The organism is Micromonospora humida (assembly GCF_016901255.1).
Lineage (GTDB): Bacteria > Actinomycetota > Actinomycetes > Mycobacteriales > Micromonosporaceae > Micromonospora > Micromonospora wenchangensis.
The window spans coordinates 175,334-190,434 of record NZ_JAFEUC010000012.1 but is presented as its reverse complement, the minus strand read 5'-3'; the positions used below and the strand labels follow the sequence as shown (position 1 = coordinate 190,434).

The 15,101-nt window shown below is 74.7% G+C and carries 16 protein-coding genes; 3 read left to right on the top strand and 13 right to left on the bottom strand.

Annotated elements, in window-relative coordinates; genetic code table 11:
• Positions 1-3: 3 nt before the first annotated feature.
• Both JQX11_RS23330 and JQX11_RS23325 read right to left on the bottom strand, forming a co-directional pair.
• Entirely contained in the window at positions 4-981 is a 978-nt protein-coding gene (locus tag JQX11_RS23330; RefSeq protein ID WP_204927097.1) for a Rossmann-like and DUF2520 domain-containing protein, read from the bottom strand.
• A 161-nt stretch (positions 982-1,142) separates the two neighbouring features.
• Positions 1,143-2,423, bottom strand: a complete 1,281-nt coding sequence (locus JQX11_RS23325; RefSeq protein WP_204927096.1) for a phytase — start codon at positions 2,421-2,423, stop codon at positions 1,143-1,145.
• Positions 2,424-2,469: 46 nt separating this feature from the next.
• Between JQX11_RS23325 and JQX11_RS23320 the strand changes: the two genes are divergently transcribed.
• Positions 2,470-3,609, top strand: coding sequence for an SAM-dependent methyltransferase (locus JQX11_RS23320; protein WP_204927154.1), 1,140 nt, complete (start codon positions 2,470-2,472; stop codon positions 3,607-3,609).
• On the top strand, positions 3,606-4,775 hold the full coding sequence (locus tag JQX11_RS23315; protein ID WP_204927095.1) for an NADH-quinone oxidoreductase subunit D: 1,170 nt from the start codon (positions 3,606-3,608) through the stop codon (positions 4,773-4,775). The genes JQX11_RS23320 and JQX11_RS23315 overlap by 4 nt, the downstream gene beginning before the upstream one ends.
• 16 nt (positions 4,776-4,791) lie before the next feature.
• Here the strand turns inward: JQX11_RS23315 and JQX11_RS23310 are convergent, their stop codons facing one another.
• The 4 genes from JQX11_RS23310 to JQX11_RS23295 form a co-directional block, all read right to left on the bottom strand.
• On the bottom strand, positions 4,792-6,513 hold the full coding sequence (locus JQX11_RS23310; protein WP_204927094.1) for a hypothetical protein: 1,722 nt from the start codon (positions 6,511-6,513) through the stop codon (positions 4,792-4,794).
• 195 nt (positions 6,514-6,708) lie between these two features.
• A complete protein-coding gene (locus JQX11_RS23305) occupies positions 6,709-7,713 on the bottom strand; it encodes a glycine betaine ABC transporter substrate-binding protein (protein WP_204927093.1) in 1,005 nt (334 codons plus the stop codon).
• Between the two features lie 153 nt (positions 7,714-7,866).
• The gene (locus tag JQX11_RS23300; protein WP_088643879.1) at positions 7,867-8,589 is read right to left on the bottom strand and encodes an ABC transporter permease; all 723 of its coding nucleotides are present in this window, start codon (positions 8,587-8,589) and stop codon (positions 7,867-7,869) included.
• Positions 8,590-8,694: 105 nt separating this feature from the next.
• Complete coding sequence (locus JQX11_RS23295; protein ID WP_204927092.1) at positions 8,695-9,381, bottom strand: ABC transporter permease; 687 nt, start codon at positions 9,379-9,381, stop codon at positions 8,695-8,697.
• Between the two features lie 2 nt (positions 9,382-9,383).
• Here JQX11_RS23295 and JQX11_RS23290 point away from each other — a divergent pair, with 2 nt between their 5' ends.
• On the top strand, positions 9,384-10,379 hold the full coding sequence (locus tag JQX11_RS23290; protein ID WP_204927091.1) for an ABC transporter ATP-binding protein: 996 nt from the start codon (positions 9,384-9,386) through the stop codon (positions 10,377-10,379).
• Between the two features lie 15 nt (positions 10,380-10,394).
• Here JQX11_RS23290 and JQX11_RS23285 read toward each other — a convergent pair whose 3' ends face one another.
• From JQX11_RS23285 to folP, 7 genes are all read right to left on the bottom strand, one after another.
• A complete protein-coding gene (locus tag JQX11_RS23285; protein ID WP_204927090.1) occupies positions 10,395-10,892 on the bottom strand; it encodes a hypothetical protein in 498 nt (165 codons plus the stop codon).
• A 65-nt stretch (positions 10,893-10,957) separates the two neighbouring features.
• Entirely contained in the window at positions 10,958-11,263 is a 306-nt protein-coding gene (locus tag JQX11_RS23280; RefSeq protein WP_088643875.1) for a hypothetical protein, read from the bottom strand.
• A gap of 83 nt (positions 11,264-11,346) precedes the next feature.
• Positions 11,347-12,558, bottom strand: a complete 1,212-nt coding sequence (locus JQX11_RS23275) for an ABC transporter permease (RefSeq protein ID WP_204927089.1) — start codon at positions 12,556-12,558, stop codon at positions 11,347-11,349.
• 100 nt (positions 12,559-12,658) lie between these two features.
• Entirely contained in the window at positions 12,659-13,183 is a 525-nt protein-coding gene (locus JQX11_RS23270) for a DUF3180 domain-containing protein (protein WP_372444624.1), read from the bottom strand.
• Positions 13,184-13,202: 19 nt separating this feature from the next.
• Positions 13,203-13,730 (bottom strand): 2-amino-4-hydroxy-6-hydroxymethyldihydropteridine diphosphokinase, encoded by a 528-nt coding sequence (gene folK, locus JQX11_RS23265; RefSeq protein ID WP_204927087.1) that lies wholly within the window; start codon positions 13,728-13,730, stop codon positions 13,203-13,205.
• Positions 13,727-14,086, bottom strand: coding sequence for a dihydroneopterin aldolase (folB, locus tag JQX11_RS23260; RefSeq protein ID WP_204927086.1), 360 nt, complete (start codon positions 14,084-14,086; stop codon positions 13,727-13,729). Before folB ends, folK begins: the two co-directional genes overlap by 4 nt.
• Positions 14,083-14,970 carry a dihydropteroate synthase gene (gene folP / locus JQX11_RS23255; protein ID WP_204927085.1) on the bottom strand — a complete coding sequence of 296 codons (888 nt, stop codon included), beginning with the start codon at positions 14,968-14,970 and terminating at the stop codon, positions 14,083-14,085. The genes folB and folP overlap by 4 nt, the downstream gene beginning before the upstream one ends.
• Positions 14,971-15,101: the final 131 nt, after the last annotated feature.

Below are 15,101 nucleotides of genomic sequence, written 5' to 3'. Positions count from 1 at the left end.
CGCTCACGCCGCCACTTCCCGGTGGACGCCCGCCAGCACGTCGAGCAGGGACTCGGCGTCGACCGGACGCAGCCGGCCCGCCGCGATCGCCCGGTCGGCGCTCCGTCGGGCCAACGCCAGATAGGGGGCCACGGATTCCGGCGCGGTCTGCGCCAGCCGGTCCAGATGCCGGCGTACGGTGCCCGCGTCGCCACGCGACACCGGGCCGGTGAGCGCGTCGTCGCCGAGGCGCAGAGCATTCTCCAACGCCGCCCGCAGCAGCGGGGCCAGCACCTTCTCCGGCTGGGTCACCCCGGCGTCCCGCAACCGGTCGGCAGCCTCGTTGACCAGGGTCACCAGGTGGTTCGCGCCGTGCGCCAGCGCCGCGTGGTAGAGCACCCGGTCGGTCTCCCCCACCCACTCCGGCACCCCGCCGAGGTCGGCGACGAGCCGGGCCGCCGCCGCCCGCAGCTCCGCCGGGGCGGTCACCCCGAAGGAGATGCCGGCCAGCCGGGACAGGTCGTCAGGCGTACCGGTGAAGGTCATCGCGGGGTGCAGGGCCAGCGGCCGGGCGCCCACGGCGGCGGCCGGGGCCAGCACGCCCAGGCCGTGCGCGCCGGAGGTGTGCGCGACCACCTGGCCCGGGTGCAGCGCGCCGGTGTCGGCCAGCCCGGCGACCACACCGGCCAACGCGTCGTCGGGAACGGCGATCAGCAGCAGGTCGGCGGCGTACCGGGCGACCGAGGTGGCGGACCGGTTCACCGCGTCCGGCAGGAGCAACGCGATCCGGGCCCGGGTAGCCCCGGAGACGCCGGAGGCGGCGACCACGCGGTGCCCGGCGGAGACCAGCGCCGCTCCGAGCACGGCACCCACCCGGCCGGCACCGACCACGCCCACGGTGAGGCGGGTCGGAAGGGCGAACGGGGCATCGGATACGACGGGGCCCTGCGGTGCGGCGACGCCGGGTACGGCGGCCGGACGCGGGCGCAGCGGTGCGCTCATGACGACGATCCAGTCCTCGAAGGGGGTACCGGTCGATGGCAAGTATGCGCCGGGGGCAGGGAACCCGAACAAGGATGTGTGAAAACCTTCACCGACCCCGGGCACCGGGTGGCCCGATGGCGGCGGCCCACCCGGTGCGGCAGCTCACCGGGCGTGGCAGCTCACCGCTGGCCGGCCAGGAACCCGGCGTCGACGAACTTGACGTTGGTGTCCGGGCGTACCCCGTCGTCCCCGTCCGGCGTCGCCGGGGTGTTGCGGCCGTCCTGCACCACCAGCAGTCCGCCGGGGAAGCCCGGCAGCGGCGTGGCCGTCACCGCCGCCCCGTCGCACTCCTGCACGCCGTCGACCCGGCCGTCGACCACCGCGAACCGCCCGGTCGGCCGGTTGCTGACCCGGTCGTAGGTGAAGAACGTGTCGTCGCCCTGGCTGGACACGACGAGGGTGCCCGCGTACCGGCCGGTGGGCAGGATCGTCAGGCCCTCCACGTCCTGGGCGATCCGCCCGCCGAAGCCCGGGTCGGCGGTGTGGTCGGTGACGCAGTCGTCGACCGCCGGGTCGAAGACCGCCGGGACGCCGTACTCGCGGACCCGCTCCACCGACCGGGGTACGCCCACGAACCGGCCACCGACCAGCCGGGTCCGCCACAGGCCGACCTTCTCCTGCGCCAGGTACACCACACCGGTGGCCGGGTCCACCACCGTCCCCTCCACCTGCGGACCGTCCCCCGGGTCGGTGCACGGCGACCAGGCGGAGCCGTCCGGCAGGGTGAACGTCGATGGCAGCACCAGCCGCCCCACCGGCCGGTAGCTGACCTTCCCGGCCCGCTCCACCAGCCGGAACACCCCCACCTCCGGGGTGCTGCGCCGGCTCACCACCGCGTACGCGGCCCCGTCCCGGTCGGTGAACGTGCCCAACCCGTACGCGGTGCGTTGGGTGTTCACCTCCGCCTGGTCCCGGCTGAACGCGAACGGCGGCCGGGGCGCGGTCACGTCGACCAGCCGCCGCGACACCGGGTCGATCCGGTAGAACCGGAGCTGGTCACGCCCCCGGTCGGTGACCACCGCCAGGTCGACCGGCCGGCCCGCCAGCCGGAAGCCGCTGACCAGGTCGACGTTGTTGAACCGGCCCGCCTCGTCGTCCGGACCGGGCGCCGGTGGGGTGGCGACCGCCTGCCGCTCCCGGGCCCGCAGGTCGTACACCCGCAGGCCGCCGTTCTTGGCGGTGACGATCACCAGGCTGCCGGCCCGGTCGGTGGGGTGCACCCAGATCGCCGGATCGTCGGCGTCGGCGTCGCCACCGGCCGCGTCGTCGAACAGGGCGGGAGTCTCGGCCACCGCCCGGACCGCACGCGGCACGCCGTCTAGGGCGGGCGCGGCGGCGGCACCGGTGGTCGTCACCAACAGCGGTACGACCGCCAGCGCGGGGATCACGATTCGTCTCATGCCCGCAGACCGTAGGGTCGGCACGGTGACGGACCCTGAACACGGGATGAACGCGATTCGCTGGCGGGACGCCATGGGCACCGCCCTCTACGGGCAGCACGGCTTCTTCGTCTCCGGGTCCGGCCCCGCCGACCACTTCCGGACCAGCGTGCACGCCTCCCCGGCGTTCGCGGCGGCGGTGTTCCGGCTCGTGTCCCGCCTCGACGCCGCCCTCGACTTCCCCACCCCGTTCGACGTGGTGGACGTGGGTGCCGGCCGGGGTGAACTGCTGCGCGCCCTGGCCGCTCTGGCCCACGGGTCGGCGACGCCCGACACGGCTGCGACGCCGCTGGCCCACCGCCTGCGCCTCACGGCCGTGGAACTGGCCCCCCGCCCGGCCGACCTGCCGCCCGCCATCGCCTGGACGACCGAGCCCCCGACGGGGATCACCGGCCTGCTGACCGCCACCGAATGGCTGGACAACGTCCCCCTGGACGTGGCCGTCCCCACCGACACCGGCTGGCGCTACCACCTGGTGGACCCGAGCACCGGAGAGGAAACCCCCGGCCCCCCACTGACCCCGCAAGACCTCACCTGGCTGACCACCTGGCACCCCACCCCACCCCCCACCCCGGCCCCACCCCCCAGCACCGCCCCGGTGATCAAGAGGTTTGCGTCAACGGAGGGGCCCGAACCTGACGCAAACCTCTTGATCACCGGGCGGGGGGAGCGAGAGGGGCGAGGGGGGCGGGTGGAGGTGGGGCGGAGTCGGGACGAGGCGTGGGGGCGGGCCGTCGGGCGGCTGCGGCGGGGGGTGGCGTTGGCCGTGGACTACGGGCACCTGCGGGAGCGGCGGCCGGTGGACGGGACGCTGACCGGGTACCGGGACGGACGGCAGGTGCCGCCGGTGCCGGACGGGTCGTGCGACATCACCGCACACGTCGCCATCGACTCCGTCGCGGCCGCCGGTGCACAGGTCGCCGGGTGTGCGTACACGCTGGTGTCGCAGCGGGAGGCGCTGCTCGCGCTCGGGGCCGACGGTGGGCGACCGGCGCTGACCCTGGCCGGCACCGACCCGGCCGGCTACGTACGGGCACTCGCCGCCGCCTCGGCGGTGGCCGAGCTGACCGACCCGGCCGGGCTCGGCGGACACCACTGGCTGCTCCAGCCGGTCGGCGTCGCCGTCGACGCGCTCATGGCACGATGACCGGCATGACCACGGACACCGGTGAACTGCGCGAGCTGACCGTCGGCACCGGGGCCGGCGGGGAACAGCTCGGCACCGACATGGTGCTCAACATCGGCCCGCAGCACCCCTCGACGCACGGCGTGCTGCGGCTGAAGCTGGTGCTCGACGGGGAACGGGTGGTCGCCGCCGAACCGATCGTCGGGTACATGCACCGGGGCGCGGAGAAACTGTTCGAGGTCCGCGACTACCGGCAGATCATCGTGCTGGCCAACCGGCACGACTGGCTGTCGGCGTTCTCCAACGAGCTGGGCGTGGTGCTCGCCGTCGAACGGCTGATGGGCATGGAGGTGCCCGAGCGGGCCACCTGGCTGCGGATGACGCTGGCCGAGCTGAACCGGGTGCTCAACCACCTGATGTTCCTCGGCTCCTACCCGCTGGAGATCGGCGCGATCACCCCGGTCTTCTACGCGTTCCGGGAACGGGAGACCATCCAGGCGATCATGGAGGAGGTCTCCGGCGGCCGGATCCACTACATGTTCAACCGGGTCGGCGGGCTCAAGGAGGAGGTCCCCGCCGGCTGGACCGGCCGGGCCCGCGCCGCCATCGCCGAGGTACGCCGCCGGATGCCCGACCTGGACAACCTGATCCGACGCAACGAGATCTTCCTGGCCCGTACCGTCGGGGTGGGGGTGCTGTCGGCCGCCGACGCCGCCGCGTTCGGGGCGTCCGGGCCGGTCGCCCGCGCCTCCGGGCTGGACCTCGACCTGCGCCGCGACGAGCCCTACCTGGCGTACGACCAGCTCGACGTGCCGGTGGTCACCCGCACCGCCGGGGACTGCCACGCCCGCTTCGAGGTGCTGCTCGACCAGGTGTACGCCTCCCTCGACCTCGCCGAACAGTGCCTCGACCGGGTCGACCGGCTCACCGGCCCGGTGAACACCCGGCTGCCCAAGGTGGTCAAGGCCCCCGAGGGACACACCTACGCGTGGACGGAGAACCCGCTCGGGATCAACGGCTACTACCTGGTGTCGCGGGGCGAGAAGACGCCGTGGCGGCTCAAGCTGCGCACCGCGTCGTACGCCAACGTGCAGGCCCTGGCCACCCTGCTCCCCGGCTGCCTGGTGCCCGACCTGATCGCCATCCTCGGCTCGATGTTCTTCGTGGTCGGCGACATCGACAAGTGACCCGCCGCTGACCCGGTCAGCGCCAGTGCCCGCCCGCGCGCGGAGTGTCGTCCTGCGGCGGGTAGCCGTACCGCTGCTCGCCCGCCCACTGCGGATGGTCGCGCGGCTCGGGCTCCGGGTCGCGCCACGACACCACCGGCTCCCGGTCCCGCCACTGCTCGGCCCGCTGTCCCTCCCACCGCCGGTCGTCGGCGCGCGCCGACCGGTCCTGGGCGGGCTGCGGCTCGGCGCGGGACGGCCACTGCCCGTCCGGCCGGTCCTGGTCCGGTGGGGTCGCGTGGGCCGGCCACTGTTCGGCCGGCCGGTAGCTGCGCGCCGGCTCCCGCCACTGCTGCGGCACCGGCACCCCGCCGGCCGGCAGCGCGGGACGCTCGGACTGCTCCGGTCGACCGCCATCCCAGCGGTCGCCGGTGGGCTCCGCCCCGTCCCGGTACGGCTCCTCCTGTCGCACCGAGGCCCAGCGGTCCGAGTAGTGGTAGCCGCCGTCGGCGCGCGCCTCCGCGTGGCGCTCCCCGACCCGCACCTCCCGGGCCCGGCCCTCGTCACGCGCCTCGGCCCAGCGGTCACCGGCCCGCGCCTGGCGGGCCGGCGGTTCGGCCCGGTCCTGCCCCCAGCGGTCACCGGCACGCGGCGCGGGCGACTCGGCACGGCCTCCCGCCCAACCGGACCGACCTCCCGCCGACCAGCCACCGGCCTCCCCGCCACCCGCCGACCACTCCGGCCGGCCCGGCTCGGGCCGGTCGTCGCCCGGCGTCGACCAGGCGGGGCCGGCAGCGGCCGGCCAGGCCCGCTCGTCACGCGATGCCGGACGGGCCGCCCGGGAACGGTCCTCCGGCGGGGCCGACCAGCCCCGGCCGGTCGGCTCGGACGGTGCCGACCAGGAACGCTCCGGCTCCCCGCCGGCCCAGGACGACTCGTCCCCGCCGGAGGCCCACCGGCCGGCGTACCCGCCGCCGTATCCGCCGGACGGGTCGGGGCCGTCGACGACGGTGTGCCGGGTGGTCACGTGCACGGTCTCGGTGTGCCGCACCACGCCGAGCGGGCGGGACGTCGACTCGGCGGCGGGCCCCCCGCCGCGTGGCTCCCGGCCGGCCGCCCCGTACACCCCGGCCTGCCCGGTGGTCGGGCGCTCCGGGGCGTAGCGACGGCCGGTCGGTTCGGCGGCCTCCCGGTCGGACGGCACCCGCCCCCGGCCCGCCACGACCGGCTCGGAAGCCTCCGGGTGGTTCCAGTCCGACGCGGGTTCCTCGACTGCGGCCCGTCGCCGGCCCACCGGGGCCTCAGGTGCCGGCTCGGCGGCCGGGACCCGGGCCCGGCCGGCACCGGCGACGGAATCCTCGGCGGGCGGGGCGGCGACGGCGGCAGCCAGCTCGGCCGCCGAGTCCAACCGGCGACGCAACGCGGTGACCTGTTCCTCGGCCCGCTGCGACTGGTCCAACGCCTGGTTGCCACGCTGGGCGGCGGCCACGATCTCGCTGCGCAGCTCGCGCCGGAGCTGCTCCAACTCGTCGAGCACCGACTCGTCGGACGCCCGGACACCGCCGTCGGCGCGCAGCGCGATGGACAGGCCGATCAGCACGACGGCGGTGATGGCCAGCACCGCGGCGAACCGCAGCGGACCGTTGCCGTCAGCGAACAGCAGGATCAGCGCGGCGATCGGCGCGAACGCCACCCCGATCCAGAACAGGACGGTCAGCAGTTGCGGTCTGCGCTTCTCGGAGACGACCGGGGAGGGCATGGCTGTGCAGCCTACCGAGATGTACGCGGGCTGGGAACGGTCCCAGGGCAGAATTGCCCCGATCTCGGCCGGTACGCCTCGGCGCGACCGGATCGCCGCCGACCGGCATCCGCCCTGGTCAACGGGGCACGATCAGCCCGTTGCGGGACGTTCCCGGTCGCGGTCGGCTGCCACCGACCGCGACCGGGATCACGTTCAGCTGGTGGCGAGCGCGCCGTCGGACGAGAAGACCAGGCCGACGCTGGCGGTGCCGGTCTTCAGGGCGTTCTTGGTCTGCGGGCCACCGGCGTCCAGCGAGCTGAACGAACCGGCCTTGAAGTCGTAGACCTCCACCAGACCGGCCTGGCACTTCGGCCGCTGCGGGCACTCCGGCGGGCCGGCCAGCACGGTGTCCTTGCCGGAGCACTTGGCCGCCAGGTCGGAGAGGGTCTTCAGGGAGTACTTGTCGGCGAACGCCTTGGTCACCGCGAAGGCGTTCTGGTCCTGCGCCGCGGACGGGGTGCCGAACGTGATGCCCGCCTTGTCACCCTCGGACTTCAACGCGCTGACCGTCTTGTCCAACTCCGGCGAGGAGACCGGGGTGGCGTCCTTGCCGTTGGCCTTGGTGTTGAGGAACTCGGCCATGGTCGCCGCGTACTCGGGGACGACCTGGATCTCGCCCTTCTCCAGGCTGGGCTCGTACAGCTCGCGGTTGCCGATCTGCTGCACCTTGACCTGGTAGCCGGCGGCGGTGAGGGCGATGTTGTACAGCTCGGCCAGGGTCTGGCTCTCGGAGAAGTTGCCCGCCCCGACGACGATCTGCCCACCCGGGCCCTTGGCGATGCCGCTGGTCAGCCCGTTGGCCGAGGCGAACTCCTCGGCGGCCGCCTTCGGCGTCTTGCGGTCCACGTCGACCGCCTTGTTGAGGGCGATCAGCTTCGGCGTGTCCAGCGCGGCCGAGACCTTGTCCAGCGCGGCGAGCAGCTGCGGGTTCGCCACCTTCGCGTTGACCGCCGGGATGATGTTGTCGGTGTTCTGGAGCTTCTTGTCGTCGTCGAGGACGACGAGCTGGTCACCGGCGACCGGGGCGCAGCCCGCACCGCTGGCGCCCTGCTGCGGAGCGTCGGTGCCGGACGAGCCGGCGTCCCCACACCCGGTCAACAGACCCGCCAGGGTCAGGGCACCCACCGCACCCGCCGCCAGCCGTGTCCGTACGCGCATCGTGCCCGCCTTCCGTGTCCCGGCGCGACCCCGGGCAGGGCCGGCCGCGTGTCCGACGGGCGACGGCCGCCGCCCGCGGGTTCAGCCAATATCCTTCCGGACCGACCGACAAACTCTGAACCGCTTTCGTAACGTGATCGTCACGGAAAGGGATCAGTTCCCCGCCGTGGCGTCCGCCGCCCGCCGGTTGGCCGCCCGCCGGGTACGCCGCAGCGGTCGCGGGGTCACCGCCCGCTCGACAAGTGCCAGCACCCCCTCGGCCGCCAACGCCAGCCCCGCCACCAGCACCCCACCGGCGATGATCTGCCCGCCACCGGCCGCGATGTCGAGCCCGAAACCGGCCCGGATGATCTGGCCCAGCCCTCCACCGTTGACGAACGAGGCCAGCGCCGCCGTCGCCACCACCTGGACGGCGGCCGTACGGAACCCGGCGGCCAGGTACGGCACCGCCAGTGGCAACTCCACCCGACGCAGCACCTGCCAGCCCGACAGCCCCATCCCGCGTGCCGCGTCCCGGGCCTCCGGGTCGGCCTGCCGCACCCCGGTGTACGCGTTGGCCAGCAGCGGCGGCACCGCGAACACGGCCAGCGCCACCACCACCGCCGGTCGCCCGAAGCCGAGGAAGGTCAGCGGCAGGATGGTGAGCAGCGCCAGGGTGGGGATGGACAGGGTCAGGTTGGAGATCAGCACGACGGCGCCGCCGCCCCGCCCCGAGTGCCCCAGCCAGAGGCCGATCGGCCAGGCCACCAGGCAGCCCAGCAGCACCGCCGCGGCGGACATGCTCAGGTGCTCCCCGACCCGGTCCAGCACCCCACCGGGGTTGGTCCAGTTGAGCGGGTCGTTGAGCCAGACCACCGCCTGCTGCACCGGATTCACTGGTCAAATCCTTCGTTCGTGACTGCGGGGCTCCGCTGCGCTGCACTCATCGGACCGACCTTTCGCTCGCGACTGCGGGGCTCCGCTGCGCTGCGCTCCTCGCGCTCACCGGGAACGGCTCCGCAGCCAGGGGGTGAGCAGGCGGCCCACGCCGGCCAGGATCAGGTCCAGCACCAGGGCGAGCAGGACGCAGAGCAGGGTGCCGGTCATGATCTGCGCCTTGTAGAAGTTGTTCTGGAACCCGGCGAAGATCAGCTGCCCCAGGCCACCCCGGCCGATCACCACCCCGACGGTGACCAGCGCGACGGTGGAGACCGTGGCGAGGCGTACCCCGGTGAGGATGCCGGGCAGGGCCAGCGGCAGGTCGATCCGGAACAGCCGGGCCCACCGGCCGTACCCCATGCCCTCGGCGGCGTCACGCACCTCGGGAGGCACCTGGTTCAGCCCGGCCACCGCGTTGCGGACGATCACCAGCAGCGCGTACAGCACCACCACGGTGAGCACGGTCACCGCGCCGATGCCCAGGTAGGGGGCGATGAACGCGAACAGTGCCAGGGAGGGGATCGTGTACAGCACCCCGGTCAATGCGAGAATCGGCCCGGCGAGACGCCGGTACCAGTAGGCGAGCACCGCCAGCGGCAGGGCCACCAGCGCGGCGAGCAGCACGGCCCGACCGGTCAGCGAGGCGTGCTCGCGCAGCGCGGCGAGAATGGTGTCAGAGTTGTCCCGCACGTACTGCCAGGAGAACCACGGATTACCCGGCTCGGCCCGGTAACTCAGGTGGAAGGACACACGTGGACGTTACCCCCGGGGGCACCGGCGACGCAGGACACAGTGCCGCCTCGATCACGCTCGACGGCATCCGCAAGCGGTATCCCGACGGCACCGACGCGGTCCGTGAGCTGAGCCTGGAGGTGCCGGCCGGCGAGCTGGTGGTGCTGATCGGCCCGTCCGGCTGCGGCAAGTCGACGGTGCTGCGGATGGTCAACCGGCTGATCGAGCCGACCGGCGGCCGGATCATGCTCGGCGACGAGGACATCACCCGGGTCGACCCGGTGAAACTGCGCCGACGCATCGGCTACGTGATCCAGAACGTCGGCCTGTTCCCGCACCAGACGGTCGCCACCAACGTCGGCACCGTACCCCGGCTGCTCGGCTGGCCGAAGGAGCGGATCCGGCAGCGCAGCGGCGAGCTGCTGGAGCTGGTCGGGTTGGACCCGGCCCAGTTCGGACGCCGCTACCCGCACGAGCTGTCCGGCGGGCAGCGGCAGCGGGTCGGGGTGGCCCGCGCGTTGGCCGCCGACCCGGTGGTGCTGCTGATGGACGAGCCGTTCTCCGCCGTCGACCCGATCGTGCGGACCCGGCTGCAGGAGGAGTTCCTCCGGCTCCAGGCCGAGGTCCGCAAGACCATCGTGCTGGTCACCCACGACCTCGACGAGGCCGTCCGGCTCGGCGACCGGATCGCGGTGCTCTCCGAGGGCGGCCGGCTGGAGCAGTACGACACCCCGGCGGCCCTGCTCGGCACGCCCGCCTCGCCGTTCGTGCGCGAGTTCGTCGGCGCGGACCGGGGCATCCGCCGGCTGGCGGTCACCCCGGTCACCCGGGAGGTGCTCGACGGCGAGGCCACCGACGCCACCCTGCCGGAGCTGCCGCTGGGCCGCTCGGCGTACGACGCGCTGGCCGCGATGCTGACCGCCGGCACCGACGCGGTCGTGGTCACCGCCGACGGCCGGCCGGCCGGCACGCTCAGCCGCGCCCGGGTGCTCGACCTCGGGCAGCCCGGCGGCTAGCCCGTGCCCGGCGGGTCAGGCCCGCCCGCCCAGGCTGGCCAGCCCGATGATCCAGCCGGCGAAGAAGCCGTAGCCGGCCCCGGTGCCGGTGGCCTCGAAGGCCGCCAGCAGCGGGCCGTCCGCGGTGAGCAGCGCCGCCAGCAGGGTCGCCGCCGCCGCGGCCAGGGTGTACGCGGCCCAGCCGGAGAAGAACTGGCTGGCCGACCCGGGCACCCGGGCCACCTGACCGGCCGGCAGCAGGTAGAGCAGCGCCCCGGCGAACAGCAGCAGCAGGATGGCCCGCAGGTCGGTGGCGAGCACCCCGTGCTCCGGGGTCGACTCGACCCGCCAGGCGGGCCAGGCGAGCAGCCGCAGGTACCAGCCCCCGGCGGAGTTCGGATCGGTGTGGGCCTCGGCCCAGCGGACGTACCAGGGACTGCCGCAGACGACGACGAGGATCAACGCGGCGAGAGTGCCGGTGCCGGCGGCGGTGCCGTACCCCTGCACGCTGCGGGGGCGTTGGGTGAGGGCCATGCGGCGGGAAGTTCCCGACCCGCCACGGCCGGCAAACCTCTCCCGCCAGCCGGCGGGCCGGCCGCTCAGTGCTTCATCAGGTAGTCGATGAACGCCGCCCGCAGCAGCGGCGCGGACTCCTCGTAGCCGTGCCCGGTCAGTTCCCGCCACAGCGCCGCCGCCTCGTCGATGGTCGGCCCCACCGAGTTGGGCGCCCCGTCGAGCGCGGCGGCCTCGTCGGCGTTCGGCAGATGCCGGAGCACCGACCAGAAGAACCCGACGTCCCGCCGCTCCCGGGCCCGCGCGAAGGCCCGCTCGCGCAGCTCCTCGGTGGAGAGGGCGTCGAGCTGGTCGAAGGTGTGGCCGGTGCCGGCGGAAGGAGTCTCGGTCATGCCCGCGAGCCTAACCGGAGAGATCGTCGCCGGCCCGTCGTCCACGCCCGGTCGCCGGCCGCACCGGTCCGGGCGGGGGCCGCTCACCGCTCGTCGGCGTCCCAGCGGGGTGGGGCGCTCGGCCAGCGGGGGGCCTCCCAGGGGTCGGGCGGGGTGTCGTCGGTCGTCCGCTCCGGCAGGGCCGGGGTCCAGTTGCGCGCCTCCCCGCCCGGGGGCATCGACCAACCGGAGCTGATCGCCCCGTCCCGCACCGGCGGCAGCTCCACCGGTTCACCCGGGACGGTGCGGGGCCGGCCGTACGTCTCGACCAGCCGGGTCACCAGCAGGCCACCGGCCAGGGCCGTCCCACCGACGGCCCACCTGTCGGTCGGCGCGCCGACACCGTCCGCCCAGGCCAGGTAGGTAACCACCAGGCCGACCGCGAGGAGTGCGCCGAAGATCCCACCCCGCCGGCCGTACGCGCTGGTGCCGCCGAACATGGACACCCCGACCGCGAGCACCGTCCAGTCCAGTCCCGACGTGGGCGTCACCGGGCCGTCCGCGTTGGCGGCGACGAGCACCCCGGCGAGCATCGCCAGCACGGTGGAGGCGATCAGCGCGGCCGAGGTCACCAGGGCGGCGGCCATGCCGCGTCGGCGGGCCGGGTCGGCCACCGGCCGGAACCGGCCGACCAGCCGGCGTACGGTCCGGATCGCGCCGAACGCGCCGAGCAGGACGACCACCGCGGCGAACCCGGCGAACAGGTAGTAGGCGTTGCGCCGGGGGTCGTAGTCGGCCTGCACCGCCACCGGCAGGTCCCGCCGTTCGATCCAGACGATCACTCCGGCGGCGGCGGCGAGGCTGGCCGCCCAGCCGGGCACGTGCAGTACCACCACCGCCCAGGCCAGGGCCAGCCCGCCCAGCGCGGCGGCGACCAGTGCCGGGACGACCGCCGTGGACACCCCGCGGTCGCCCTGCTCGGCGAAGTGCAGCGCGGCGGCCAGCGCCACCGGGCCGATCGCCAGGTTCACCGCGGCGGTCCGCAGGCTCAGCCCGGCGGCGAGGACGAGCAGGCCGAGCGCGACCGCGTCGACGAGCAGCCGCCGCAGGCCGGCACCGCGCAGCGCGTCCGGGTCGTCCCGCCACAGCAGGTAGGCCAACGCGGCGAGGGCGAGCAGCAGCGCCAGTTCCCAGACCACGTGCACGCCGAGCCGGTCCCGGCCGGGTTCTCCCTGCTCCGGGCCGTCGAGGACGTTCTCGGGTACGGTCGCGGGCACCTCTGCCGACGCGGTCCGGCCCGGTTCGTCGTACACCATGCGGTGCGCCTCCCAGGTGACCGGCCGTCACCGGTGACGGCTGACTGTGTTCCGGTCGCCAGGCACCGTACCCGCGCGCCGGGGGCGGGCGTAACCCCTGTCAGCGCTGCCCGGGTCGGTCGGCCCGGTCGTCGGCGTCGTCGTCGGACTCGGGGACCCGGCAGGAGCGTTCGAGCCAGAGCGCGGCGGCGACCAGGGCCAGCGCGGCGAGGGTGCCCGCCCCGGCGGCCGGCCGGTCCTCGATGGCGGCGTTGGTCGGCTCGACGAAGAGCCAGCCGGTCAGCCCGGCGTAGAAGCCGAGGAAGATCGCCCCGGCCAGCGCGGACGCCTTGGCCAGCACCACGAACCGGGCGACCAGCAGCGGGTTGACCGGCTCCCGACCGGGCCGCCGCTCGATCCGGCCACGGGTGTTGACCGCCGCGTACGCCTCCAGCACGGCCAGCGCGGCCAGGGTGACCACCGGCAGCCAGGGCAGCCGGGGAGTGCCGCTGTAGTAGAAGCTGCTGATCAGCAACCAGGCCACGGCGGCGGCGGCGAGCGCGGCGACCAGCAGCGTCGAGAACCTGGTGGGGCCCATCCTCGACCCGTCGGGCTCCCGGTCACGGGGTGGTCGGGGCGGCGTCATACCGGCCGGCTCCACTGGTTCATGTGTCCGACTCTAACGAAAGATCGGGGCGGGGGGTCAGTTCGAGGGCGTCCCCGGCGACCGGTTCGGCGTTGAGCAGGTCGGTCAGCCAGCCGTGCCCGGCCAGCCGCCCGTGCGGGTCGATGTCGATCCACGGGCGGAGCACGAAGGCGCGCTGGTGGGCGCGGGGGTGCGGCAGGGTCAGCGCGGGGTCGTCGCTGAGCACCGGCCGGCCGTCGTCGTCCCAGACGGCGACGACGTCCACGTCGAGGGTGCGCGGCCCGTACCGGCGGGCCGGGTCGCGGACCCGGCCGGCGGCGGTCTCGGCGGCGTGCGCCCGCGCCAGCCAGTCGTCCGGGGTCGCCGCCGGGTCGGCGACCATGACCGCCGCGTTCAGGTACGCCGGCTGGTCGGCGTCGCCCCACGGGGGTGTCTCGTAGACGCCGGAGACCAGCAGCACCGCGTCACCGAGACCGGCGACCGCGGCCCGTAGGTGGTCGAGCCGGTCGCCGAGGTTGCTGCCGATCGACAGCACCGCCCGGGTCACCGGGTACGCCGCATCGTGACGGCCACGTCGGTGAAGGTGTGCGGGATCGGGGCCTCGGGCTTGTGGACGGTGACGGTGGCGGCGACGACCAGCGGCTCGGCCAGGCAGACCGCGAGCAGCCGGTCGGCCAGCGTCTCGATCAGGTTGACCGGCTCGCCGGTGACCACCGCGACCAGCCGCTGCGCCAGCTCGCCGTAGTGCACGGTGTCGGTCACCTCGTCGGAGCGGGCGGCCGGGGCGAGGTCGAGTTCGAGTTCGGCGTCAACCACGAACTCCTGGCCCTGGGCACGCTCGAAGTCGTAGACGCCGTGCCGGCCCCGGGCCCGCAGTCCGGTCAGGACGATCCGGTCGGTCACGTTCCTCCCTCCGTCCGGCCGGTGGGGGCCGGGTCGTTGCCGCTGGTGGCGAGCCGGGGGCGGCCGGTGGCCGACCAGACGGCGAGCGCGTCGGTGGTGCCCCGGACGTCGTGTACCCGTACCCCCCAGGCGCCGGCGGCGACGGCGAGCACGCTGGTGGCGATGGTGGCGGCGGCCCGACCGTCGGTGTCCCGCGGGGTGCCGTCGGGGGTGGCGAGCAGGTGGCCCAGGTAGGACTTGCGGCTGGCACCGAAGAGCAGCGGCAGGCCGAGGTCGAGCAGTTCGGGCAGGCGGGCGCTGAGTTCCCAGTTGTGCGCGGCGGTCTTGGCGAAGCCGAGCCCGGGGTCGATCACCAGCCGGTCGGCGGCCACCCCGGCGGCCAGCGCGTCGTCGACCCGCCTCGCCAGTTCGGCCCGGACGTCGGTGACCACGTCGGTGTAGCCGGCCAGCTCGCGCATCCCCCGGGAGTGCCCCCGCCAGTGCATGAGCACCCAGGGGCAGCCGGCGTCGCGGACCACCCGGGCCATGTCGGGGTCGGCCAGGCCGCCCGAGACGTCGTTGACCACGGCGGCCCCGGCGACGACGGCCGCCTCGGCGACCGGGGCGCGGGTGGTGTCGATGCTGACCGGCACCCCGGCGGCGGCGAGTTCGCGGATCACCGGCAGCACCCGGGACGCCTCGGTGCGGGGGTCGACCCGGTCGGCGCCCGGCCGGGTGGATTCCCCCCCGACGTCGACCAGGTGCGCGCCCTCGTCGTGCAGTCGCACCCCGTGTGCGACGGCGGCGTCGAGGTCGGCGTACCGGCCGCCGTCGGAGAAGGAGTCGGGGGTGACGTTGAGGACGCCCATCACCACCGGGGCCTGCGCCCGTACCAGATCGGTCACGACTAGACGGTACCGGTCGCACGGGGGCGCTCCGGGGCCCCCCACCAGCCCCGCCACGACCACCCTGACGTGCCTGTTGGAACAGGTGTACGATCGGTCGTCCGGGTCGAATCGGGTCGACTCTTCGCGGC